This window comes from Sulfidibacter corallicola (assembly GCF_017498545.1).
Classification (GTDB): Bacteria; Acidobacteriota; Holophagae; order Acanthopleuribacterales; family Acanthopleuribacteraceae; genus Sulfidibacter; species Sulfidibacter corallicola.
In genome coordinates, this window is sequence record NZ_CP071793.1 from 6,912,151 (window position 1) to 6,937,494 (window position 25,344).

The 25,344-nt window shown below is 60.5% G+C and carries 17 protein-coding genes; 12 read left to right on the forward strand and 5 right to left on the reverse strand.

Annotated features, from left to right (window positions below; all coding sequences use genetic code 11):
- Window positions 1-154: 154 nt before the first annotated feature.
- Window positions 155-3,316 carry a response regulator gene (locus J3U87_RS21425; protein ID WP_237377820.1) on the reverse strand — a complete coding sequence of 1,054 codons (3,162 nt, stop codon included), beginning with the start codon at window positions 3,314-3,316 and terminating at the stop codon, window positions 155-157.
- A 423-nt stretch (window positions 3,317-3,739) separates the two neighbouring features.
- On the opposite strand from J3U87_RS21425, the gene ribD reads away from it, so the two are divergent.
- Complete coding sequence (gene ribD, locus J3U87_RS21430) at window positions 3,740-4,924, forward strand: bifunctional diaminohydroxyphosphoribosylaminopyrimidine deaminase/5-amino-6-(5-phosphoribosylamino)uracil reductase RibD (protein ID WP_237377821.1); 1,185 nt, start codon at window positions 3,740-3,742, stop codon at window positions 4,922-4,924.
- A gap of 646 nt (window positions 4,925-5,570) precedes the next feature.
- Here ribD and J3U87_RS21435 read toward each other — a convergent pair.
- The gene (locus J3U87_RS21435; RefSeq protein WP_237377822.1) at window positions 5,571-6,467 is read right to left on the reverse strand and encodes a helix-turn-helix domain-containing protein; all 897 of its coding nucleotides are present in this window, start codon (window positions 6,465-6,467) and stop codon (window positions 5,571-5,573) included.
- A 169-nt stretch (window positions 6,468-6,636) separates the two neighbouring features.
- On the opposite strand from J3U87_RS21435, the gene J3U87_RS21440 reads away from it, so the two are divergent.
- The 11 genes from J3U87_RS21440 to J3U87_RS21490 all read left to right on the forward strand — a co-directional run bounded on the left by J3U87_RS21440 (window position 6,637) and on the right by J3U87_RS21490 (window position 19,645).
- Window positions 6,637-7,632: an acyl-CoA desaturase gene (locus J3U87_RS21440; protein WP_237377823.1), complete on the forward strand. Its 996-nt coding sequence runs from the start codon at window positions 6,637-6,639 to the stop codon at window positions 7,630-7,632.
- Window positions 7,629-8,903, forward strand: coding sequence for an NAD(P)/FAD-dependent oxidoreductase (locus tag J3U87_RS21445; protein WP_237377824.1), 1,275 nt, complete (start codon window positions 7,629-7,631; stop codon window positions 8,901-8,903). Before J3U87_RS21440 ends, J3U87_RS21445 begins: the two co-directional genes overlap by 4 nt.
- The gene (locus tag J3U87_RS21450; RefSeq protein ID WP_237377825.1) at window positions 8,900-9,763 is read left to right on the forward strand and encodes a DUF1365 domain-containing protein; all 864 of its coding nucleotides are present in this window, start codon (window positions 8,900-8,902) and stop codon (window positions 9,761-9,763) included. The genes J3U87_RS21445 and J3U87_RS21450 overlap by 4 nt, the downstream gene beginning before the upstream one ends.
- Window positions 9,738-11,042, forward strand: a complete 1,305-nt coding sequence (locus J3U87_RS21455) for an SAM-dependent methyltransferase (RefSeq protein ID WP_237377826.1) — start codon at window positions 9,738-9,740, stop codon at window positions 11,040-11,042. The genes J3U87_RS21450 and J3U87_RS21455 overlap by 26 nt, the downstream gene beginning before the upstream one ends.
- A gap of 15 nt (window positions 11,043-11,057) precedes the next feature.
- Window positions 11,058-11,402, forward strand: a complete 345-nt coding sequence (locus tag J3U87_RS21460; protein ID WP_237377827.1) for a DUF1475 family protein — start codon at window positions 11,058-11,060, stop codon at window positions 11,400-11,402.
- Window positions 11,403-11,405: 3 nt separating this feature from the next.
- Window positions 11,406-12,221 carry a DUF1295 domain-containing protein gene (locus J3U87_RS21465; RefSeq protein ID WP_237377828.1) on the forward strand — a complete coding sequence of 272 codons (816 nt, stop codon included), beginning with the start codon at window positions 11,406-11,408 and terminating at the stop codon, window positions 12,219-12,221.
- A 51-nt stretch (window positions 12,222-12,272) separates the two neighbouring features.
- Window positions 12,273-13,307 (forward strand): SAM-dependent methyltransferase, encoded by a 1,035-nt coding sequence (locus J3U87_RS21470; protein ID WP_420038217.1) that lies wholly within the window; start codon window positions 12,273-12,275, stop codon window positions 13,305-13,307.
- A gap of 557 nt (window positions 13,308-13,864) precedes the next feature.
- Window positions 13,865-14,956: a radical SAM protein gene (locus tag J3U87_RS21475; protein WP_237377830.1), complete on the forward strand. Its 1,092-nt coding sequence runs from the start codon at window positions 13,865-13,867 to the stop codon at window positions 14,954-14,956.
- Window positions 14,957-16,255: a radical SAM protein gene (locus tag J3U87_RS21480; protein ID WP_237377831.1), complete on the forward strand. Its 1,299-nt coding sequence runs from the start codon at window positions 14,957-14,959 to the stop codon at window positions 16,253-16,255.
- Window positions 16,256-16,434: 179 nt separating this feature from the next.
- Window positions 16,435-17,853: an IS1182 family transposase gene (locus tag J3U87_RS21485; protein WP_237377403.1), complete on the forward strand. Its 1,419-nt coding sequence runs from the start codon at window positions 16,435-16,437 to the stop codon at window positions 17,851-17,853.
- 1,384 nt (window positions 17,854-19,237) lie between these two features.
- Window positions 19,238-19,645 carry a hypothetical protein gene (locus J3U87_RS21490; protein WP_237377832.1) on the forward strand — a complete coding sequence of 136 codons (408 nt, stop codon included), beginning with the start codon at window positions 19,238-19,240 and terminating at the stop codon, window positions 19,643-19,645.
- A gap of 13 nt (window positions 19,646-19,658) precedes the next feature.
- Here J3U87_RS21490 and J3U87_RS21495 read toward each other — a convergent pair whose 3' ends face one another.
- From J3U87_RS21495 to J3U87_RS21505, 3 genes are all read right to left on the reverse strand, one after another.
- Window positions 19,659-21,692 carry a serine/threonine-protein kinase gene (locus J3U87_RS21495; RefSeq protein WP_237377833.1) on the reverse strand — a complete coding sequence of 678 codons (2,034 nt, stop codon included), beginning with the start codon at window positions 21,690-21,692 and terminating at the stop codon, window positions 19,659-19,661.
- Window positions 21,693-21,865: 173 nt separating this feature from the next.
- Complete coding sequence (locus J3U87_RS21500) at window positions 21,866-22,909, reverse strand: type IV pilus twitching motility protein PilT (RefSeq protein WP_237377834.1); 1,044 nt, start codon at window positions 22,907-22,909, stop codon at window positions 21,866-21,868.
- A complete protein-coding gene (locus tag J3U87_RS21505) occupies window positions 22,902-24,470 on the reverse strand; it encodes a type IV pilus twitching motility protein PilT (RefSeq protein WP_237377835.1) in 1,569 nt (522 codons plus the stop codon). The genes J3U87_RS21500 and J3U87_RS21505 overlap by 8 nt, the downstream gene beginning before the upstream one ends.
- Window positions 24,471-25,344 lie beyond the last annotated feature (874 nt).

Below are 25,344 nucleotides of genomic sequence, written 5' to 3' on the forward strand. Positions count from 1 at the left end.
GGGACTTATTTTAGACCAAGCGGATGAAAACGCAACGCTTAGAAAAGGCGGGTTTTCGAGAAAGGCTGCCGGTCGACACGGCCGAAATGAAAACGGCGTTCCGCGATCGCCGATCGACCCGGTCCCCCTGCGTGGGAAGATGCCGTCATGTGGTTTAATTCGAGTTGAATGCACCGAATTTTTGGATCGCGTTCCGAATTTGTTCCAGACTGAAGGGTTTGCTGAGGAAGCCGTCCATGCCGGCGGCTAGGCAGGCCTGCCGGTCGTCTTCCGAAGCGTTGGCCGTAATGGCGACGATGGGAACCTGACCCGCTTCGCCCTCGAGCATGCGGATCCGTCTCGAGGCTTCGAGTCCGTCCATTTCCGGCATACGACAATCCATGAGGATGATGGAAAACCGGCGGACCCGGGCGGTATCCCAGGCGTCGAGGCCGTTGGCCACCACTTCGTGGGCGTAGCCGAGCTGGTCGAGCATGGCCGATAGCACGATCTGGTTGGTGGGGTTGTCTTCTGCGACCAGGATGGTGGGGGATGGGGTCGCGCCCGACCCGGCGGTCTCGGCCTGTCGTTGGTGGCGCTCGCCGAACAGGTGCGACCAGGAGAAGTCTTGCCGTAGCGGTTTGCTCACGAAGCTGGTGCCGTCCGAATGCCCTTTCTTTTCGCGGCCGGTGATCACGATGGGCAACTCGGCCAATCGTTCGTTCTTGCGGATATGGGTCACGATCATGTCGGGGGAAGGGTCCGCGAGTTCTTCGTCGAGAACGATGGCGTCCCAGTCTCCTTCCGGCAGGTGGTCCTGTAGCAGGTTGAAGGAATTCTCCACTTCGCGGACTTCGCATCCTGCGTATTGCAACATTTCCGACAGGGCTCGCCGCTCGCCGGGGTGTGGATGGCCGATCAAAACCGTCTTTCCGCGCAGGGGTCGCCTCGGGGCCCTGGGCACGCCGGGTAGCGGCACCACCACGTTGAACCGGGAACCCTTTTCCAGCCGGCTTTCGACCCCGATTTCGCCGTCCATCGCCTCCACGATCTTGCGAGAGATGGCCAGGCCCAGGCCGGTGCCCTCGTACTGGCGGCTGCTGGTGCCGTCCACCTGGATGAAGGGTTGGAACAGGTTGGCCAGATCCGCCTCGCGAATGCCGATGCCCGTGTCGGCCACTTCGAAGCGAATCCGGTCGGTGTCGTCCTGGACCGATACCCGCACCGCGACCTCGCCGCGTGGGGTGAATTTGATGGCGTTGTTGACCAGGTTGAGCAGCACTTGCTGGAGGCGGTTGTCGTCGCCGGAGACCGTGGCGGGCACACTTTGCGCCACGGTGGCGTAGAGCCTCAGGTTCTTTTCGGCGGCCTTGGGCGCGATGATGCCGACGACGGCGTCGATCAGCTTGCGAATATCGAAAACGCGGCTCTTCAGCTCCAGGTGACCCGCCTCGATTTTCGAAAAATCGAGGATGTCGTTGATGATGGTCAGAAGCAGGTTGCCGGAGTGCTGGATGACGGACACGCACTGGTTCTGCTCTTCGTCGAGCTCGGAGATCGAGAGGATTTCGGCCATGCCCAACATGCCGTTGAGCGGGGTGCGGATCTCGTGGCTCATGGTCGCCAGGAATTCGGATTTGGCCTTGGCGGCCGCCTCGGCCGCCTGCTTCCGTGCCAGCAGGTCCTGCTCCGCGTTGCGGCGCTCGCTGATGTCGCGAAAGATGAGCACCGCGCCGATCTTTTCGCCGGCATCGTTGAACATGGGAGCCGCGCTGCTGTCGATGGGCGTTTCGACACCCGCCCGGTTCCTCAAGAGGGCGCGACTGCCCAGGTTCACCGCCCGGCCCTCGCGAAGTGCGCGGGTGACCGGGTTCTCCAGCGGGGTACCCGCTTCCTCCTCGACGAGCTGAAAGACCCGCTCGATGGCCTCGTCCGCCGCCTCGACGGTCGTCCAACGAGACATGCGCTCCGCTTCCTGGTTGATGTAGAGAATGTTGCCCTCGCGATCGGTGACGACGACGCCGTCGCCGATACTGGCCAAGGTGGTTTGGAACCATTCCCTTTGGCGAATGATGGCCTCGGTGTGGGCGGCCTGGCCGTCCAGCAGGTGGTTGAAGGAATCGGCCAGCATGCCGAGTTCGTCCCTGCTCTTCAACGCCATGCGCACTTCGCGCTCGCCCGCTTCGATGCGTTCGATGGTATGGGCCATGTGGTTGATGGGGACGAGGATCGCGCGATAGGCGTAGGCGGTGATGGAGGCCGAAACCAGCAGACAAAAAATGAAGATGGCCAGCAGGATCAGCGCGGTATGGGAGACCTGGGTTTTGAGGGAGTCGAGCAGGGTTCCGATGATCCGGTCTTCCTCTTCGAAATATTTCTCGAGGCGTTGGGTGGTGGTGTTCAGCGTGGGTTCTAACTTGTCTTCGATCACGGCGTATCGGTCGTCCGAATCGGGATCGCCGTCAAGGGCTTCCCGCGCCTGGGTCCTCATGGTGTGAAAGTCGGTTTTCAGGGACTCCAGGAACCGTTGCTCCGGGTCGTTGGTTACCAGGTTCGACCAAACCTCGAGCGCCAGCCGCGTTTGGTTCGATCGCTCTTCCCAGCGTTCCCTTTTCTCCCAACTGGCCATGATTTCCATCATCAGGGCGGTATCCTGCATCAATTGCCGCGAGTAGCGTTTGGCCGCGATCGACTGCTTGAGTTCCAGTTCCAATTGGCGCAGGTCCTGGAGCGGATCGTCCGACCAGAATAGCGACAGGCTCTCCAGGTTCCATGCAATTTCCTCGACGATGGCGAGGAGCTGCTCCTCCTCGTACCGTTGGGCATCGATCACCATGTTCGTCAACTGATCGCTCACCACCAGCACGGCCTTCAAATCTTCCGGCGGTCGTGCGGTGCGACGCTCTCCCGGGCTTTCCGTCTCCGTCTGCTCCCTCACTCTGATGCTCGTCACGAGGGCTCGTTCCAGGAACGATTGACGTTCCCGCTGAATGGCGATGTTTTCGATGCGAAATCGGTCTCGTTCGGTCGCGCCTCCGCCATAAGGGGCTCGGTGGGTGTCGCGCCAGGCGTTGAACGCCGCTTCGGATTGGGCTCGAAAATCGGTGATCTCTTCGATTTCCTCCTCGCCAATGAGGTGGACATCGATCATCTCTTTGGTATGCCTCTGAAAAAGAGTGAGATATCTAAAGCCGGTCACCGTCTGGAAATAGTTCTGGTCCAAGCGGTTCAACAGGTGCCGCAGTTTGGGGAAGGGGGCGATCATGACCAGGTTCAGGCCGAAAATGATCAGCAGGAGCGGACTGATGACCAGAAAGAATTTGTGGCGTAACGACAAACCAACCTCTTCTCGAACTCATGTGTCGTGGACCGCGTTACCGTCCAGTCGGCCTCGTCGGGAGAAGATGATTTCCGCGCGCCACGCGAAAACCGTGGTTTTCGAAAGAAGGCTCATGCTGCGGGAAATCAATGCGTGTGCCTTGTAATATTGGATTTGTGTTTGAAATTTAGTGCATCTGGGCCTGGTATGCAACGGGAAAAACCCGAGGCGCCCAAGGCTTTTGGCGACGTCGCACCCGGGAGGTCGGGGGTCGTGGCTCCGGCTTCATGGTCGGGGACGATTGCTGTTAAAGTAGGCCATGCCGGTTCGGACGTGGAAGGACCTCCGGCCATGGGGTTTGTCGGTCGTTTCGGCGGACGGCTAGGTTCGCGAAAGGAACTCGCCGGTTCGGTCACGGTCGGCGCGAAGGAGGAGGTGCTCATGGGACCGGAAGACGAAGGACATCCATCCTTTCGCTCCGAGGATCTGCGCTACATGCAGCGTGCCCTGGATTTGGCGATCCGGGCCGAAGGACGCACCGCGCCCAATCCGATGGTCGGCGCCGTGATCGTGCGCGACGGTCGCGTGCTGGGCGAGGGGTGGCACCGGCGGGCGGGTGGTCCCCACGCCGAGATCGAGGCGTTGCGGGCCGCCGATGCGGCCGGTGAGGACGTGCGTGGCGCCGTGATGTACGTTTCGCTCGAGCCTTGCTGCCACCACGGCAAGACCCCGCCCTGTACCGCGGCCCTGATCGAAGCCGGCATCGGAATCGTCTATTACGCGGTACCCGACGAGAATCCGCGGGTTGCCGGCGGCGGTCATCGTCAACTGGTCGAGGCGGGCATTCACGTGGTGTGCGGCCCACTGGAGACCGAGGCCCGCTTTCTCAACCGCGCTTTCTTTCATTTCATTTCCAAGCGAAGGCCTTGGGTCATCGCCAAGTACGCGATGAGCCTGGATGGTCGGATCGCGACCCATACGGGATCCAGCCAGTGGATTTCCGGCGCCGAGGCGCTGACCGAAGCCCATCGTCTTCGCGACCGATGCGATGGCATTCTCGTCGGGGCCGGCACGGCCCTGGCCGACGATCCGCGTTTGACCGTGCGGCTACCCGACACCCCGGTGGCCCATCCGACACGGATCCTGTTGGACAGTCGCGGTCGTGTCCCGCTCGGGGCCAACCTGTTCGACCCCGACCTGCCAGGGGCGACCTGGGTGGCGACCACCGAGGCCATGGACCCTGCCCATCGGGCTGCCCTGACCGCGCGCGGGGTCGTCGTGATTTTGTGTGAAACCGATGGATCGGGCCGGGTGCGCCTGGTGCACCTCCTCGAAGCGTTGGCCCGCAGGGGTGTGGTCACGCTGATGGTCGAGGGCGGCTCGGCGGTGGTTGGCTCTTTCTTTTCCCAGGGTTTGATCCAGGAGACCTGGGTGGTGGTGGGCGGCAAGTTGATCGGCGGCACGGCGGCACCGGGTCCCATCGGCGGCGTGGGCGTCGCCCTGATCGGGGATGCTCCGGCGGTGGATCTGTTCGAAGGCCGGCCGGTGGGCGGCGATTTCCTACTGCGCGCCCTCGTGCGTCCACCAAAACTGTCCACTAAAAACACGAAAAAACACGAAAAATAGCCTGGTCGGTTTTGGGGCCTCCTCGCTCGACCAAGCGGGGTAGAGAACTGGGACGGTGTGTGTTTTTCTCGTCGGTTGGCAGGGTTGCGGCGGTTTTCTGCGGAGACAACCATGGCCCGGTCGGTTTTGGGGCTGGCTCGCTTGACCGAAGCGCTCGGTCATTTGAACCGTTTTGTGATTAAATCCCTGCGACCTGTGAATTCCCTTCGTGGTTTGGGGGAATTGTTCGCTGAAATTAGACCCTTACTGAAATGGCGTGCATGGAATCTGGCATCTCGCAGACCGGAGGGGTTGCATTTGATCCATGGTAGCCTGCCCACGAACCACCCCGGTCGACACGAATGTCCAAGCTGCTGATCGGAAAACCGTAATGAAATAATAGGTTTACTCGGAGACGTCAAGCAGGCTCACCTGCGTTGGCGGTGCCCTCCCGAAGGTTTCGATGTGGCATTTCAAAAGCATGGACCGTGATCGGTGTGGTGTTCCGAACATTCGTGTGAATCTGGGTGATTCGTGGACACATTCTCGTTGGTCGGCAGCAATCCCCCGGGAAGTAGCGCCAGTGTTCCCGCTTGTGCCAAAGGAGCATCGTTTTCACGATCCATGTTCCAAACATCGATCAAGCACGGCAGAAGACGGAGCATCCTCAATCGACCGGGTTCGCGTTCGTGTGTTTTCGTGTATTTGGTGGACCGTGGCTCTCTAAAAAGTTGAGCAGGTGCTTCAGCGTGTCGCAGAAAACCGTGTAGCGAATGTGTTCGCGGACCGGTTCCGTGAACCCCCGACCGCCGATCGCCAGCCAGCAGCCCGTCGCCCGACAGGCCGCCCAAATCAGCGCACAGTCTCGCTGGAACCGCGCCTCGTCGGCGATCGTCGAAACGCTCAGCCAGAACAGCCGCGGCTTGCGCGTTTCGATCGCCTTGGCCAAGGTCTCTCCCGGCAGGTTGGTGCCCAACGTCTGGCTGTGCCAGCCGCGCTCGCGCAGCAGGACCTCCACCATGACGTTGGCCAACTGGTACGGATCCTCCGTGAGACCGGCGCCCAGGGAGAGCTCGGCCTGGGCGGGAGCCGGTCGGATCAGGTTCGACAAGGCGACCAGTGCTCGCATGCAGATCACGCCACTCAAACGCTCCTGGTAGACCTCCAGGTCGCCACGCGCCCAGGCCGATCCGATCTCGTGAAACGCCGGGGCCAGAATGTCGTCGAAGAGCCGCTCCAGCGGCGCACCACTGGTGTAGTACTCGGTCATCATCACCCGCAGCGTCTGCTCGTCGCCGCGAACCAACAAATCCATGACAGTGTCCATCGAAGGTAGCGACCCCGCCGAATGCGCCGAACGACCCTTGGACAACCCGAGGATTTCCGGGGCGACCAGATCGTACTTGCTGCGGCGCACGAAGTGCAGGACCTCCTGCTTGGTGATGCGGCGGTGTCCGCCGACCGTGCGATGGACTTCCAGAAGCCCGCGATCGCACCAGCGCTTGAGCGATGCCTCGCTGACGCCGATTGCCGCGGCCACTTGCTTGGGACTGTAGAGCTGCATGATTCACCTGAGAAAAAAATGAACGATTTGACCGATATTTTTAATCTAAATTCCGAATACCGTCGAATGCAAGAGTAGTGATGATCGTTTTGAACGTTTTGATAACTTGCTCCTTCGTTCGAATCGACCTAGATTGGTTTCCCAAAACGGAAAGAATGGAAGTTGTGACATGTTGTCTGTCGGCAGAATTTTGCCTTTTTGTGGAAGACTCACGCGAAGCGTTCTGCTCTGGTTCGATACCGAAGCCGATGCCGGCCCCGGTCCTGCCCGCGCCGCCCGGTCCGAGCACGTCAACTGGCTTCGGTGCCTGCCGTTCATCGCCGTTCACCTGACCTGTCTGGCGGTGATTTGGGTGGGCTGGAGCCCCTTCGCCGTGGCCTTCGCCGCGATCCTCTACGTGGCGCGCATGTTTGCCGTCACCGCCTTTTATCACCGCTACTTCTCCCACCGAACCTTCAAGACCAGTCGCCCCTTGCAGTTCCTCTTCGCCCTTGCCGGGTGCACCGCGGTCCAGCGCGGCCCGCTCTGGTGGGCGGCCCACCATCGCGAGCATCACCGGCACGCCGACACCCCGTCCGACATTCACTCTCCCCACCATCGCGGATTCCTGTGGAGCCACATGCTGTGGTTCACCTGCGACGCCTACTTCCGCACCGAGTACCAGCGGGTGAAAGACCTGGCCCGCTACCCCGAGCTGCGCTTCCTCAATCGCTTCGACCTGTTGATCCCGGTCCTGTTCGCGGCAGGTATCCTGTTGCTGGGCATGGGTTTGGAGGCGTGGGCACCGAGCTTGGGCACCAACGGGCCCCAGCTCCTCGTCTGGGGTTTCTTCGTCTCCACCGTGGTGCTCTTTCACGCCACCTTCACCATCAATTCGCTGGCGCACGTGTTCGGGCGGCGCCGTTTCGACACCCCCGACCAAAGTCGCAACAACTGGTTTCTGGCGCTGATCACCTTGGGCGAAGGATGGCACAACAACCATCATCGCTTCCCCGTGTCCGTACGCCAGGGGTTCCGCTGGTGGGAAGTGGACATGACCTACTACCTCCTCAAACTGATGGCCGCGCTGGGCTTGATCTGGGACCTACGGCCGGTGCCCGCGCGAATTCTGGCCGAGGCTCGCGGCGCTTCGGACGCCGCCGCCAAGTGTGAGGTGACGTCGTGAAAATCGCCATAGTGGGAACCGGCATTTCTGGATTGACCGCGGCGCGCATGCTGCACCCCGACCACGAGATCACGGTGTTCGAAGCTGCGCCGAGATTGGGCGGCCACACCCATACCGTCGACGTGGTGGTCGGCGATCGGGTGGTGCCCGTGGATACCGGGTTCATCGTCTACAACGAGCGCACCTATCCGCACTTTACCCGCCTCCTGAACGATCTGGGCGTCGCGACCCAGGCCAGCACCATGAGCTTCGGCGTCAAGTGCGAGCGGACGGGACTGGAGTACAACGGGACCTCGCTGAACGGCCTCTTCGCGCAGCGTCGCAACCTGCTGCGGCCCCGATTCTACCGCATGATTCGGGATATTCTGCGTTTCAACGAGGCCGGCAAGGCGATGGTCGCGGCCGGTGAGATCCCGGAGGACCTGACCCTGGGCACCTATCTCGCGGGCGAGGATTACGGGGAGATGTTCGTCGACTCGTACATCCTGCCGATGGGAGCCGCGATCTGGTCCGCTGGTCGCGAACGGATGCTCGCGTTTCCCCTGCGGTTCTTTCTGCGCTTTTTCGACAACCACGGCATGTTGAACATCGACGACCGACCGGTCTGGCGCGTGGTGCGCGGCGGTTCGCGCAGCTACCTGGACCCGTTGACGGCGCCGTTCGCCGATCGAATTCGCCTCTCCAGCCCGGTCCACGGCATCTTGCGGACCTCCGATGGCGTGCGGTTGAAGGTGCGCAACGGTCCGATCGAGTATTTCGACGAAGTCGTGCTCGCGGTGCATGCGGATCAGGCGTTGCGATTGTTGGAAGACCCCTCCCAGGACGAGCGCCGCATCCTCGGGGCCTTGCCCTATCAGGAGAACCACGTGCTGTTGCACACCGACACCTCGATTCTGCCGCGCCGCCGTTTGGCGTGGGCCGCCTGGAACTACCACATTCCTCGCGACCGCCAAGATCGGGTGGCGGTCACCTACAACATGAACCTCCTGCAGGGTTTGGATCTACCCAAGACCTTCTGCGTGACGCTCAATTACGGCGAGGCGGTGGACCCCTTCAAGGTCGTGACCGAATTGACCTACCACCACCCGATCTTCACCCTCGAAGGCGAGCGGGCCAAGGCCCGGTTCGACAGTATCAGCGGCCGCAGGCACACCCATTTTTGCGGGGCATACTGGTTCAACGGATTTCACGAAGACGGCGTTCGCAGCGGGCTCCGGGTGGCGGAGGCGATCCGCGCGACCAGCGAGCGTCTTGCGGCGGTGCCGGTATGACGACCGCGACCACCCGCAATTCAGGGCCCGGCCTCGAACTCGAACATTCCAGGCTCTACGAAGGTTGGGTCCGGCATCGGCGGTTCGTGCCGGTTCCGCACCTGTTTCGCTATCGGATGTTTCTGGTTTATTTGGACCTGGACGAGCTGGATCGTCTGTTCGACGGGCGCTGGTGGCTTTCGCGGCATGGCCGACCGGCTCCTGTCCGGTTTCGCCGTGACGACTACCTCGGTCCCAAGACCCTGTCCCTGAAGGACGCGGTCCGAGCGCGGGTGGCGGCCGAAACCGGGTCCGCGCCCAAGGGCCCGATCCGCATGCTCGGCCACCTTCGCTACTGGGGGTACGGCTTCAATCCGGTGGTCTTCTACTACTGCTTCGACGCTGCCGGAACCGAAGTGGAAACGATTGTCGCCGAGATCACGAACACGCCCTGGAACGAGCGGTTCAGCTACATCCTGCGTGCCGATCCTCGCGGATGCCGGGCGGTGGATGCCCGTATGGCCAAGCAGTTCCACGTCTCGCCGTTCTGGCCGATGGACATGGACTACCGCTGGCGATTTTCGCGACCCGATCGCCACCTGACCGTCCACATGCAGAACTTTCGGGCCGAGCGCCTCTGCTTCGATGCCACCCTGTCGCTGGCGGGTCGGCCCTTGACCCATCGCGCGCTGGCCGGCGCCCTGGCGCGCCATCCGTTCATGACCGCCAAAGTGATCGGCGGCATCTACGTTCAGGCGCTGCGGCTCTATCTCAAGCGCGTGCCCTTCTACACCCACCCCCGCAAGGGTGGCGCTCCCAAAGCCACCCACCCCGATGCGACCGAGGAGGTCCCCCATGAGTCTCTCGAACACGGAGCTTGAAACCGCCACGACGGTGTTGCCAGCGCCGAGCGCCCTGCAGCGTTTTGCGCGCGCCACGCTGATCAAGGCGTTGGCGCGCCTGCACACCGGATCCCTGACCCTGCACGAAGCCGGTGAGTGCATCCGCTTCGGCGCCGCGGCGGGGGATGATCCTCGCGCCGAGCTGTGGGTGATGCACCCCGATTTCTATACCTCCGTGTTGCTGGGGGGAAGCGTCGGCGCCGGTGAGTCGTTCATGGCCGGACACTGGCACGCTCCGGATCTGGTGGGCGTCATTCGCTTGATGTCCCGCAACCTGGACGTGATCGACGGTATGGAGGGCGGACTGGCCGCCGCCAGCCGTCCGCTGCTCAAGGCGCTGCACTGGCTTCGCAAGAACACACGCGCCGGATCGCGCGCCAACATCGCGGCCCACTACGATTTGGGCAACGATTTCTTCGCCGCGTTCCTCGATCCCGAAATGATGTACTCTTCCGCGGTTTTTCCCGAACCTCGGGCCGACCTGGCACGGGCCGCCGTCCATAAACTCGACCGGATCTGCCGAAAGTTGGCCCTCCAACCGGACGATCACGTCATCGAGATCGGCACCGGCTGGGGCGGCTTCGCGATCCATGCCGCCAAGGAATTCGGTTGTCGGGTCACCACCACGACCATTTCCCGGGAGCAGTTCGCCCATGCCGAGCGCCGCATTCGGAAAGAGGGCCTGACCGATCGCATCACCTTGCTCTTGCAGGATTACCGCGATTTACGCGGCCGCTTCGACAAGCTGGTCTCGATCGAGATGATCGAGGCGGTCGGGCATCAGTTCCTCGATCGCTATTTCGCAACCTGCGCCCGACTGCTAAAACCGGACGGCTTGATGCTGATTCAGGCCATCACCATGCCCGACGACCGCTATCACCGGGCGTTGCGCGAAGTGGACTTCATCAAGCGCTACATCTTTCCGGGCAGTTTCATCCCCTCGGTCGGGGCCATGCTCGGGTCGATGGGACGCACCACCGATTTGCGACTGATCCACCTGGAAGACCAGACGCCGCATTACGCGCGCACCCTGGCGCTGTGGGCCGAAAACTTTCGCCAGAATCGAGATCGGGAGGCGATCGCCGCCCTGCCGCAGCGGTTCCGCCGAATGTGGGAATTCTATCTGGCCTATTGTGAGGGCGGCTTTTGGGAGCGCGTGATCGGCAGCGCCCAATTGGTGTTCGCCAAACCTCTGAACCGGCGCGATGCCATCCTGCAGGGCCTGGGCTGGCATGCGCCGGCCCACGAACCAGCCTGACGAGGGAGGCCGACGATGTTGCCCCTGTTGAGATTCCTCGTGCCGCTGCTGGGGATCTACATGACCTACGTAGCCGTGGCGACCAGCCTGGAAAGCAACCTGTTCGAGGTGTGGCCCGAGTTGGCCCAAATCCCTTGGATGGTCGCGACCCTCCAGGATTTCTACATCAACATCGCCCTGGTCTACTTCTGGGTCTGGTACAAGGAGACCCATTGGGGGTCGCGGCTTTTGTGGCTGGTGCTGTTCGTGTGTCTCGGCGCCATCGCGACCTGTCTCTACCTCACCCTTCAACTATATAAAGTGCCGGCCGACGCTGCGGTCTCCGAAGTGCTGTTGCGCGCCGAACGACCGGAGAGGTGAGCCATGTGGGACGCGTTCTGGCAATTGAGTGCGGTCGGCGCCCTGATCATGGTCGCGCTGATGGCGCTGCTCTGGGTGCTTCATTTCCCCCTGCGCAACGCATCCATCGTGGACGTGGGCTGGGCCCTGGGCCTGCCGCTGTTGGCGGTGACCTACGCGGCATGGGGACCCGGCGATGCGATGCGGTCTTGGACGATGGCGGCGATGGTGATCCTGTGGGGCGGCCGGTTGGGTGGTCACCTGGCCTGGCGGATTTTTCGCGAGGGACGTGAGGAAGGGCGATATCGACGGTTGCGCGCCCAATGGAAAACCCATGTGGGTGTCAAGTTCCTGGCCTTCTTCCAGGCCCAGGCCCTGCTCGACGTGCTTTTGGCGGTGCCCTTTCTGTTGGTGTGCCTCGATCCGCGACCCGAATGGTCGACCTGGCACGGGCTCGGGCTGGCACTGTGGTTGGTGGCGGTCTGCGGTGAGGCGCTCGCCGATCGCCAACTGGCTGTCTTCAAACGGGATCCCGCCAACAGGGGACGGGTGTGCCAGACGGGTCTCTGGTCCTGGTCGCGTCACCCCAATTACTTCTTCGAGTGGCTGTTCTGGGTGGCCGTGGCCCTGTTCGCCAGTGGCTCGCCCTGGGGCTGGCTGGCCTGGCTGTCGCCCGCGCTGATGCTTCACTTCATCCTCAACGTCACCGGGATTCCACCCACGGAAGCCCAGGCACTTTCGACCAAAGAGGAGGCCTACCGCGCCTATCAGCGGCGGACCAGCGCCTTCTTCCCCAGGGCGCCGCGGGAGCGTCCCGCCGGGCAGCCTCGCACCTCCTGAACCGGACCATCCGAGCCACGTCGGCTCGCCAAATCGATCGAGGAGAAACCGATGATCATGTTGACTTCAGCCCTGGAACGCAATCTGTTGCCGGACATGCTGATCCGCTTCGGCATTCGGCGTTTGCTGCGCTCGCGACTGGCGGAACTGGGCGAGGGCGGCCTGGAAGCCGCCCAGATGCGGTTCGGCGACCTGGTCACCCGCCTGCGTCGCGAGCCCATCGCCGTGGCTACCGAGACGGCCAACGACCAGCATTACGAACTGCCGCCGCGGTTCTTCGAACGGGTGCTAGGTGCGCAACTCAAGTATAGCTGCGGCTATTGGGAGCCCTGGACGACCAGCCTGGATCAGGCCGAGCGGCGCATGCTGGATCTCACTTGCCAGCGCGCGGAACTTGGGGACGGGATGCGGATTCTGGAACTGGGCTGCGGCTGGGGTTCGCTGACCCTGTACATGGCCGAACGCTTTCCCGGCAGCCGGATCACCGCCGTGTCCAATTCCCATACGCAACGGGCGTTCATTCAGCAGAGGGCCCATTGCCAGGGTTTGTCCAATGTGGAAATCCTGACCTGCGACATGAACGATTTCGAACCCAGTGGTCCTTACGATCGCGTGGTCTCGGTGGAGATGTTCGAGCACATGCGCAACTACGAACGCCTGCTGGCCAAGGTATCCGCGGCCCTGCGGGAAGACGGCAAACTGTTCGTCCATATTTTCGCCCATCGCGAACACGCCTACCTTTTCGAGGTTCGCGACGAAACCGACTGGATGGCGCAGTATTTCTTCACCGGCGGCATCATGCCGAGCGATCACCTGTTGCTCTACTTCGCCGACGATTTCGGCATCGAGGATCACTGGCGCGTCGACGGGCGCCACTACGAAAAGACCGCCAACGCCTGGCTGGCCAACATGGATGCCCATCGCGACGAGATCCTGCCCTTGTTCGAGGAAACCTATGGCGAGAGCGAGGCCACCCGTTGGTGGGCCTACTGGCGCACCTTCTTCATGAGTTGCGCCGAACTCTGGGGTTTTCGCGGCGGGAACGAGTGGTTCGTCAGCCACTATCGGTTTCGCAAGACGGGTTGAGCCGGGCGCCATCCAACGCATTGGCTTTCCCTCCCGATTTCTTGAAACGAAGTTGCTCGGAGTGCCCGAATGTCGAGAGATTCGTCGTGCCCGGTAGGGGCATCAGGGGCGGTAAGCCCGCTGGATGAACTTGTCGAAGCGATCCATGATCAGAGTTCCCGCATGCTTTGAGAGACGGCACCGCGGTGAGTTGGGCAGGGCCGGTAAGGCCGCTGGCCCGACACTTCAAAGCGATCAAGGCTGCACAGATACGAAACGCTAAAGATCGAAGCACCAATAGAAGCAGGAGCTTCGGAATGTGCGACCAGCGGTCGCACCTACCTGGCCTTACCGGCCCTGCTCGACGACCCTTTCAGGTAGCCGGGACCACCATGCTGGCTCGCTTCGCGTTGTTTCTTTCTCGAAATCGAGCTGGGCCTACGCCCTGTTTATTCGCGGCTCTCTTGAAACCTCCCGATCGCGCCCTTTTCGCGGTCTGTCGTTCGGCTTGGTTTGGTCTCTGACGACCTTTGCTTTACAATGTGTGGGCCGGTGCCGAGCACACCGGGGGAGGTAGCATGCGCGACCAGATCGAGCACAAGGTAACCGAGGGATTGCGACTGACGGACGAAGAGGCGTTCTACTGTTACGAGGACGCGTCGCTGGCGGATCTGAAGCGTTGGGCCACCGCGGTTCGGGCGCGTTTCCACAAGCCCGACGAGGCGACCTACCTGATCATGCGCATCATCAATTACACCAATGTCTGCGTGGCCAAGTGCGACTACTGTTCCTTTTATCGCCTGCCGAAATCTCCGGACGGCTACGTGCTGCCGCTCGATCGCATTTTCGCCAAGATCGACGAGATCCTCGAGATGGGCGGCGACTTCGTAGGGTTCAACGGCGGCTTCAACCCCAAATTGAAACTCGATTGGTACACCGACACTTTTTCCAAGATTCGCGCACGTTACGGAGACAGCATCGAGTTTTACGCGTTGACCGTGGCCGAGATGATGTACGTCGCCAAGCTGTGCCGCATTTCCTATGAAGAGGTATGCCGTGCCCTGGGCGATGCCGGCGTCCGGTGGATCACCGGCGGCGGCTCCGAAATCCTGACCAACGAGTTCCGCGAACGCCACAGCCCGCAGAAGTACTCGGCCGACGATTACCTGGTGGCCCAGGAAACGATCATGCGCAGCGGCTTGAACTCCACCGGTACCATGGTGATCGGGTTCGACGAGAGCGTGGCCGAACGGGTGGAACACCTGCGTCGCATTCGCGACCTGCAGGATCGGGTGACGGCTGACGGCCTGCCCGGCCTGTTCAGCTTCCTGAGCTGGACCTACAAGCCCTATCACAACGATCTGGGCGGCGAGGAAGTGGACGGCGAGACCTACCTGCGCCATATGGCCACCACGCGACTGTACCTGGACAACATTCGCCACATGCGCACCTCGGTGCTCACCCAAAACGACAACGCGCTGCACGGCCTGCACTACGGTGCCAACGATTTCGACATTCCCATCGAGGACGAGGTGACGGAAATGGCCGGGGCGGTCATCAACAAGAACCTCGAAGAGATCCTCCACCAGGCCCGAGCCGAAGGTTTCAAACCGATATTCCGGCCTACGGGAAGCGCCAAAAGCACGCCGGTCGCGGCAGGGGAGCAGTAAATGGAAGCACTGGGAACCGCGTACCGCGGAGTGATGGATCATGTGGCGCGGTTCGAGGCACTGCCGCCCGAGGCCGTGATCAAGCAGGACACGCTGCGACTGGGCCTGCGTTTCAGCGAAGCGGCCATGAATATCGCCGCGGGTTTCAAACCCAAGGATTACTTCATCTTCTCCTTCGATCTCATCGAGATCAAGGACATGCAGCACCGCGAGCATTTGCGGGTGCCCGAGGAGATTCGCCTCGAAGGGGGACCCCTGGATCTGCGCTCGACCGTGATTTCGGTGCGCATCAACCCCGAATCGCCCTATCTGGTGGATCTCCGCGACGGCGAACTGTGGCTCACTTGTGACGGCGAGCCGGTCGGCCGTGTCCAGTACCATCCGGTGCCGACCTTCTACCACGAGGAACTCAGCAACGGGAAGCCGATGGGTGAGATCGCCCCCGTTTTGGAGTGGGGTTACCTGATCTACCTGACCGCCTATCGCATGTGCCAGTACTTCAACAAAAAAGAGCAGTGCCAGTTCTGCGACATCAACCGCAATTTCATTCAGCAGCGCAAGGCGGGCAAGGTCTACACGGGTATCAAGTCGATCGACGAGATCCTCGAGGCGCTGGAACACATCGACCGCCTCGACGACAAGGCCAAGGCCTACACCCTGACGGGTGGCTCGGTCATCACCGATTTGCAGGGCGTGGAGGAAGTGGATTTCTACCTCCAGTTCATCGAGGCCATCGAGTCGCGATTTCCGGGACGCTGGATCAGCAAGGCCGTGGTTCAGGCCTTCCCGGTTTCCGAGTGCCAGCGCCTCAAAGATGCCGGCGTGCGCATCTACCACCCCAACTACGAGGTGTGGGGTAAGGAGCTGTTTGCCCAGATCTGTCCCGGCAAGCAGCGAGTCGTCGGATTCGAGGAGTGGATCCGTCGCGTGGTGGATTCGGCGTCGGTGTTCGGCCCCGAAAACGTCATCCCCAATTTCGTGGGCGGGGTGGAGTTGAACACGGTCTGCGGCTTCGACGATGTGGATCGGGCCGTGGCGCACACCCGCGAGGGCCTCGATTGGTTCATGCGCCAGGGGGTGGTGCCCCGATTCACGACCTGGTGTCCCGAGCCGTTGGCGGCCCTGGGTCCCCAGCCGTCGCCCCCGCTCGAATATTTCTGCAAGCTGTTGCTGGCTTGGCGCGAGCGGTTTCGCCACTACGGGCTGCCGGTACCGCCGGGATACGGTGCGCCGGGTCCGGGCAACGCGGTGTTCAGCGTGAGTGCCTTCATGGACGTGCTCGACCGCGAGGCCCCGTAACCGCCCCGAAGTCGCCACTCACGAAGTTCCCGCATGGCGAGAGAGGCGAAAGGCCTGTAGGTTGAGCAGCTTGAGGCTGTGTGAAAACTCATAACATGTATATTTATCAGTATTTTACGTTTATTTTTGCGCAATTTTGTGCTATAAGTCTTTTAAAACAAGTGAGGTATCCGTGTTTTATGAGATACATTTCAGGCACTCCTCGTGATCAAACCCAGATGTTTCCTCCCCTCATGGACGACTTTGTTGCTGAGGAGAATCCGGTTCGGTTTATTGATGCTTTTGTCGACTCGCTCGACATGGAAGAACTTAAATTCGTACGTTCCGAACCTAAAAAAACCGGGCGCCCTGGCTACGATCCCAAGGACCTGATCAAGCTCTATATCTACGGATATCTCAACAAGATACGTTCCAGTCGAGGCCTCGAAAAGGAAACCCATCGGAACGTAGAGCTGATGTGGCTGATGCGTGGTCTGAAACCCGACTTCAAAACGATTGCCGATTTTCGCAAGAACAACAAAAAGGGGATCGCTGGGGTATTTCGCCAGTTCACCCTACTCTGCAAAAAGAACCAATTGTTCGGCTGTGAATTGCTCGGTATTGACGGCAGCAAGTTCAAAGCAGTCAACAGCCAGGCACGGAACTTCAATGCCTCGCGTTTGGCGAAGGTGATAAGCCAGATCGAAGAACGCATCGAAGACTACCTGGAAAAGCTGACCAAGCAGGACGAGAAAGAGGCAAAGGTTCAAAAGGCGACCAAGAAAGAGCTGAGAGAAAAAATCCGCAAGTTGACGGAGCAAAAGGAGGAATTGAAGGAGGCCGAAACTCGGTTGAAGGAGAGCCAAGATAGTCAGGTATCTCTTACAGATGAGGACGCCCGTGCAATGAGGGGAAGGCATGGGAAGACAGTGGGTTACAACGTGCAAATCGGAGTGGATCACAAGCACAAGCTGGTGGCGGCGGTGGATGTCAACCAAGCGCGAAACGATAAAGACCAGTTGAGTGGGATCAGCCTAAAATCAAAGGAAAATCTGGGGATCGAAAAGTGCGAGGTTGTAGCGGACAAAGGATATTACAGCCATCAGGAAATGGCGAAGTGTTTGGATGAAGGGATTACACCGAGGGTGCCTCCCTGTAGAACCCGGCAGCAGACATCGGGTCGATTCACGAAAGAGGCATTCGTTTACGACAGGGACGCGAACACCTACACGTGCCCGAACGGAGAGGTGTTGGAGCCCTTGAAAAAGAAGAGCTCAGAACAAGCGAAAACCATCTATAAAACGAAGGCTTGCAAAGGATGCCCGCTCAGAGATCAATGCACCACCGCAAAAAGCGGTCGACAGATCGAGAGAAGCGCATATGAAGATCAAATCGAGGAGTTAGAGCGGGAGAGCAAGAAAAAGGGCTTCCTGCAAAAGGCCCGAAAAGGGCTGGTGGAACATCCGTTTGGGGTGCTAAAGGCGAGCTTCCAGTATGGGAGTTTCTTAACGAAAGGAATGGAGAACGTGAGGACAGAAATGAACTTGGCGGCCCTGGCCTACAACATGAAGAGGTTCTTCAACATCATGGGACAAGAAAGACTGATGGAAGCTCTGTAAGAATAATACCGCGACTGAGTTGTAAGTTGTTTTAACCAAGCTAATTAAAAGATCAGGTGCTACCTCACCAGAAAAAGGAGACAGAAACCATCACCCCAAAGCCAACAAGATAAGGATTAAGTTGCGGAACGGCCGGAACGGCCGGTGAAGAAAAAGAACCGGTGCAGGCCGAAACGAGGGAATTCAGGGTTTTCACACAGCCTCAGCTTGCTCAACCAATCGAAGTAACCCAAGCAACGACAATTAATTGCGCCAAAGAGCGAAGCCAATCCCTCCCCTGGCCGCGCGCCAACGAAGCCACAAAGCCCACAGTCCCCGCATGGCGAGAGAGGCGAAAGGCCTGTAGGTTGAGCAGCTTGCTCAACCAATCGAAGTAACATATTTATCATTAGCGCTTTACGTAAAGAGCGGAGCGAAACTGCTCGATCGGCAGGCATCCCTGAGAAGGGCAGCCGCCGAACTATCCGACCAGCAATGGAAAAACGGAACCTGGACAGGATCGGCGAGTGCGCAAGACGATTGTCGTGCTTCGCTCTTGGACGCGACGACTCGTCGAAGCTGACGTGGCTTCGATTGGTGGAGCAGGCTGCTCCACCTACAGGCCTGACGCTCCTCTTGCGATGCGGGAACTTTGGACTTTGCGGCTTTCGATTGGGGTCTCTGGGGAGATTCTGTGCTTCGCTCTTTGGCGCAAAGGGTTGCCGTTGCTTTGGTTGCTTCGATTAGTCGGGCTGGCAGCCCAACCTACAGGCCTTACACCCATCTCACGATGCGGGAACTTTGGACTTTGCGGCTTTCGATTGGGGTCTCTGGGGAGATTCTGTGCTTCGCTCTTTGGCGCAAAGGGTTGCCGTTGCTTTGGTTGCTTCGATTAGTCGGGCTGGCAGCCCAACCTACAGGCCTTACACCCCTCTCACGATGCGGGAACTTTGGACTTTGCGGCTTCGTTGAAGCGCGGCCAGGAGCGTGATCGGCTTCGCGCTTGGACGCAATCGGTTGTGGTTGCTTGGGTCGCTTCGGACTAGGTGGTAGGGGATGGTTCGTGCTTCGCCCTCGCTACCCTGCTTGCACCCCGTTGTGGTGTCATCCAAGCCTGTCCGCCTGGATGGATCGGCCCGCCGACGCCACTCGCGTTTCGGCGTTCTGTGATGCGCGCATCCACCAAATGTGAGCCAACATCCAATGTCTCGGGCGTTCGGTTTTGTAAGCTGGCATAGGCGCCTCCCGTCTCGCGAGGGGGCGTGTCCTGGTTCTCCGGTCTGTCTTTCCACGAGATTATCATCCTGGCGAACAAGGGGTCCGCGTTAGAATATGCGCAACTCAACCGAGCGGGTGACATTTGCTGAAGGCGTTACGAAAAGGACTTATCGTTTTTGGTATTTCCTTGGCGTTAATCATTTTATTGGTGTACTCCTACAGGGTGGGACAGGCCCGTTATCACTACGATGTCACCCCGTATTCGCCACCCGTGCCCGTACCCGTGTTGCACACCACCTACTCCGCCACCGCCCGGTACGTGGGCTTGGACCGCGTCAAGATCTACTGGCAGCCGGTGGGGGTCGATCCCGCCTGGCGCGAAAACAAACGCGTGTTTCAATGTCTCGGTGAAATCAAGCGTCCCGATTCCACCGTGTACCTGTTGGAAATCGACGGCCGCCTCTTCGTGGAGAAAGAGGTGTTCATTCGTCCGTTCATCGACGGCTACCGCTACTTCTTGGAGCACGGCCGCTATCCGGACGATGTCCATTCCCTGCTGCGTCCGGCCTTTATGGATCGCTTGCTCGATAAATGATCCGTTCGGGGGTTCACTCGGCGCAGGGCCACTCGCGCGCCCAATTGCGGGCCGTTTCGAAATAATTGCCGTGACAGATGAGCGTGATCAGCGGTTCCGGCAGCAAGGGCAAATTGCGCAGTTGGTTCCCGGACACGTTCAAGGTCTCCAAGTAGTCCGGTAACCAATTGATTTCGCGAAGGTTGTTGTCGCTGCAATCGAGGTACATCAAAAAGCGCGGCCAGCCGAACGGCAATTCGGAGAGTTGGTTGTTGCTGCAGTCCAGGTAGCGCAGGCGCGAGGGCAACTTCGGCAAGCGCTTCAGGCCCATGTTGGAACAATCGAGGTACACCAGCTCGGTCAGTTGATCGATACCCGCCAGGTTGCGGATCTTGCGGTTGCCGGCCAGTTGCAGGCGCTGGATCGATTTCGCCTCTTCGCGATCCAAGACCCCGTCGCGGTTGGTGTCGTGGTGCTCGATCAGGAATTGGCCGAACATCCAGTCGGAGAAGTGCAGGGATGCCGGCTTCTGCCGGGAAGGTTCGGCGGTTGCGGCCGATTTGGGCGGCGGCGAAGGATTCGCGACCTGCTGTTGCGTGGCCGGCGAAGCGGAAGGCTCGGGTGTCTTCTCGGAGGGCGCCGATTCGGTGGTCACCACTTGGGGTTGCGCGTCCACGATCTCTTCCGAAGCGTCCTGTGGCGGCAGGGGATCGACCTCCGCCTCATCCGCGGGTCGATCAATTTCCGTCATCAACTCCGAAAGGTCGCTCGATCCCGGTGCGGGTGAGGGGTCCGGCTGGGAGCGGCTGGAAAGGATGTCGGCGCGGCTTTGCGTAATGGTGGTGCGGTTGCCGAAGGGACTGTCGTCATAGACCGAAACAGGTGGTTCGTTGGACTCGAACACGCCGGTCAGATTGAAGTTGAGTTCGGCGAGGGTGAGCACGGCGATCAGGAGAATGATCAGCAGGACCCGATTCCATAGCGGAGGCGGCGGCGTGTCGTTGAATTCGCCGGGCACGAAATCGCGTTCGAGAGTGAGATCGGCCAGGGGCCCGTCCAGCTCACGCATTTCCTGCACGGAGCGCTGCAGGTCGGTCGTGAAAAATTGGGGCTCCTGTTTCTGGATGAAGCTCAACAGTTTGAGATAGGCCTCCATCAATTGTTGGCCGTCGGCGAACCGTTCTTCCGGATCCTTTCGGCAACAGGTCCCGATGAAGGCGTCGAGCTTCGCCGTGATCTTGCGCGACTTGAGAAAAACGCTGATCGGGTTGCCGGGATCGGGGTAGCCGCCGCTCAACAAAAAGGCCAGGGTGGCGCCGAACGAATACACGTCGCTGGACTTGCCGACCGTCGTCGAGAGCCGGTGGATCAGGACGTCGCGTTGTTCGGGGCTGGCGAACAGGATGGTTCCGCCCACTTCCAACTGGTGGCGGCTGTGGATGGTCGATTTCCGGTTGGGCAGCAGGCGGTAGGCGAAGCCGAAGTCGCACAGCTTTACGTGATCCTCTTGGTCCAGCAGGATGTTGTTGGGCTTGATGTCGCCGTGAACCACGTCCTTGCCGTGGATGTAGGTCAGCGCCTTGGCCACGTCGTGCATCCACAGCAACACGATCTCGGGGCGCAGCTCGCGTCCGGACGACTTCGCCTTGTGGAACAGGTCGAAGAGATTGTGATCGGTGAGGTATTCGCTGGTGAAAAAGACGCGATCGGTACCGGGCAGCACGTCGATTTCGTAAACATCCATCACGTTTTCATGGTGCAAATTGCGCAGGATGGACAGTTCCCCGATCAGGACTTCGCGCGCTCGCGGCGAGTTGGACATGTCCGCGGGCATGATCTTCAGTGCTTCGTCGAGGCCGACGGGGTTTTGGACCAGGTAGACATCGCCCGATGCGCCACTGCCCAAGTGTCTTTTTACGAGATATTTGTCGCATATGCTGTCGCCTGGCTTGAACTCGGGTTCGTGAACCGGCGGCGCGTTGATGGCGGAGGTGGCGGCCTGCTGATAGTTTTCACTCTCTGACGAAAGGGAGGCATAGGGGCTGGATGCGTAGTCAGATTCTTCCATTCAGAGGCCTCGAGACGCACTGGGTAGGGTCGTTGAATGCCGTTGAAACGGTTATTTTACCATACGCCCGGTCGCTCTCACGCCCGGACAGGGGCTTCCGTTCGGATGGTGGAAGGGGGTGAATCGTGGGTCCTGTCACGTCTCCCCGAGTGGGGGCGGCAGGGGGTTCCGCCTCACGCGAAGCGTTTCTTGTCCGTGGCCTTTTTGAGTGCTTCCTCGGACGTGATTTTGCCGGCCTTGACCATGTCGGCCAGGCAATCGTCCATCGTGATCATGCCCAGTGCACGACCGGTCTGGATATAGGAGTAGAGCTTGTTGCTGTCCCCGGATCGAATGATCCCGGGCAGCGGTGGCGAGTAGAGCAGGATTTCGTGCGCGGCCCAGCGGCGGCTTCCGTCCGCGCTGCGCAGGAGCTGCTGGGCCACGATGCCTTGCAGCGAGAAGGAGATCATGGTGCGAATCTGGGATTTCTGGTCCTCGGGAAACACGTCGACGATGCGGTCGATGGTCTTGGGAGCGCTGTTGGTGTGCAGGGTGCCGAACACCAGGATTCCCATTTCGGTGGCGGTGAGGGCCAGTTCGATCGTCTCGCGGTCGCGCATTTCGCCGACGAGAATCACGTTGGCGTCGCTGCGAATGGCGCCGCGCAGGCCGGAGGCGAAGCTGAGGGTGTCCTCGCCCACTTCGCGGTGGGTCAACAGGCTGCGCTGGTTCTCGTGCATGAATTCCACCGGTTCCTCGATGGTGATGATTTTGCGCACGTAGTTGCAATTGATGTGGTTGACGATCGCGGCCAGGGTCGTGGACTTACCGCTGCCGGTGGGCCCGGTCACCAGCACCAGGCCGGCCATCAGTTCGGCGAAGAGCTTGAACACCTCGGGCGCTTCCAACTGATCCAGGCTCAGGATTTTGGTGGGGATGACCCGGAAAATGGCGCCCAGCCCCGATACGTAGCGGAAATAGTTGGCCCGGAAACGCGATTTCTCGCCCATCTCGTAGGCGAAATCCAGGTCCCCGGCCCGCTCGAAGCGGGCCCAATGCTCGGGGGTCGCGATTTCCCTCATGTACTCGGTCATCAGCTCCTGGGTCAGGTTCGGTGCCTGGAGCGGCATGATCTCGCCGTTCTTGCGGATCTTGGGGGGCAGGCCCTCTTCCAGGTGGAGATCCGAGCCGCCTTGGCGAATCATCTCGTCAAAGAATCGATCGATCTTAGGCATTGTATCTTCCCTTCAACTCTTCGGGCGCGTACTGCAGGAACCGTTTGGGATTGCTGGCGCGGCGGAAGGCTTCCACTCCTTCGATGATGTCGCGGTCGACCAGGTCTTTGAGGGTGTTGTCCAGGAGGACCATGCCCTGCTGGCGCCCCGAGACCATCGCCGACTCCAGTTGGTGGGTCGCGTTCTTGCGAATCATGTTGGACACCGCCTGGGTGACGATCAATACCTCGAAGGCCGCGACGACGCCGCGCCCGTCCTTGCGGGGAACCAGTTGCTGCGAGATGATGCCCCGCAACGATTCCGAGATCATGACCCGAATGATTTCCTGTTCCTGGGGCGGGAAGCTGTCGATCAGGCGATTGACCGTCCGGGTTGCGTTCGCGGTGTTCATGGTCGCGAAGACCAGGTGGCCCGTTTCCGCGGCCGTGACGGCGAGGCGAATGGTGTCCAGGTCCCGCAATTCACTGACGACGATGATGTCCGGATCCTGGCGCAAGGCGCCGCGCAAGGCGTTGCCCTGGCTCAGGGTGTGGAGATCCACCTGGCGTTGGGTGAGCTGGCAGCCCGCTGGGGTGAAGATGAACTCGATCGGGTTCTCGATCGTGATGATGTGGTCTTTGCGCGAGCGATTGACCAGTTCGACCAGCGTCGTCAGGGTCGTCGATTTCCCGCAGCTCAACGGGCCCGTGACCAGCACCATGCCGGTGGCCCATTTGGTCAGGTCCTGGCAGGATTCGGGCAGGCCCAGTTGGCTGACGCCGAGCACGCGATCCGGAATGGCCCGCGCGGTCAAATCCCAGCCGTGCCGTTGGCGAATCAACGTCATGCGGTAGCGACCGCCGCCCGGAATGCTGAAGGCCAGCTCCAGGTCGCCCGTTTCTTCGAACTCCGCCAATTGTTCGGGCTTGAGGAAACGGCTGACGATGCGGCGCACGTCCTCGGCCGTCAGGGCTTCGTTGCCCAGGCGTTTGAGCTGGTTGAACAGGCGCATGGTGATGGGGGACTTGGGAATCAGGTGCAGATCGGAGGCGCCGCGTTTTCGCGCAAACACCAATAATTCTTCGAGACTCAGGTTTTTGTGTGCATTGCCGGGCATGGGGAAGGTAAGCTCCCCGTCGCCTTTGCTCTCGCGGTATTCGTAGGGCAGGCTCGGTTCGGCTTCGGCACCCGCTTCGGCGGCGGGCGGTGCCTGGCGGGAGGGCTGTTGGGCCGCCGCCGGTGGCGCCGGTTGTGGCGGGGCGGCCGCCGGTGGCGGTACCGGCTGTGGGTCGGCCTGTGGCGGTGGCGGCTGGGGAACGGCTGCCTGGGGCGGGGCCGCGGGTGCGGCCGGTTGCGGCCGGGGGATCGTCGCGTACTCCGAAGCGACCGGATCCGCGCCCGCCTGACGTCGGCGCAGTTGTTCCTGGACGTAATTGCGTACCTGTTGGGCTTGTTTGGGATTGATGACGCCCAGTTCCAACAGCACCTGGGCCAGATCCTTGGTGGGACCGACCTGGCGATAGGCACTCTTGACCAGGTCCGAGGGAACCAGGTTTTTCGAAATCAAAAGGTTGGCAATCATTTTATTGAATTGCTGTAACGGGGAAGACATGCCGGTGTACCGCCCATTCCGCTCGGGGAAGGCCATCCGCCGAACGCATCTTTCATATTTTGTGTCGCAGTAGGGATACCGATCAGCCGAGAGTCCCGCACCCCGGGCATCGATCCGGCGGCGCCGGGACGAACGGGGTTGCAACCGTTGCATACGAGGGGTAGCTCGATGTGGGAGTGACTCTGCCTCCCCTATTCTAGTGCTCATCCAGGAAGGTCGCAATCTCCAACTCCCGCCATCCCGATTCGGTTTGCCCGGGAAAAGAGTCGATGGGGTGCGCGATCGGGCTTCGGTGGTCGCCTCTCGGCAATACGAGCACTTACAGGCGTTTAGCCGAACCCTGGCCAGTGCCCCTCCAGGTCGTCATTGCCAAGATGGTTCTTCCGGATGGGTTCGGTTTCGGTGTTCAGGTGCCACGTCTCGACAAAGCTCCTGTTTGCACATGATTGCCTGAAGACCCACATCTGGCGACCGAAACCGGTAGGCCTGTGGAGCCCGGCCGAATCGAGACCGGTCGCCAGATGCTCCTGTCGCAGGCCGGCGAGGGGGGCTGCGAAAACCCCGCGCCGGCTGGGTGATTGGAGTCACATAACGCCCGCCGTAAGTTCCGGCAGGCAAGGAAAAAAATGGACCTAAAGATCGATGTATCTGGGTAACCTGAATAAAGAGAAAGGGTTATCTTTGGTTTTTGGTATGTGGGCCGGGTTGATATGGGTTCGTTACAAAACCTTTGCATTTTTCGAAAAGTAGCGTTAGTATATCAATGTTGTCACCGAGCGGCCTGATCCGCGTATGAAGTGACATTTATTGTGGCGTTTTTCTCCTCTGGCAGTTACGACATATT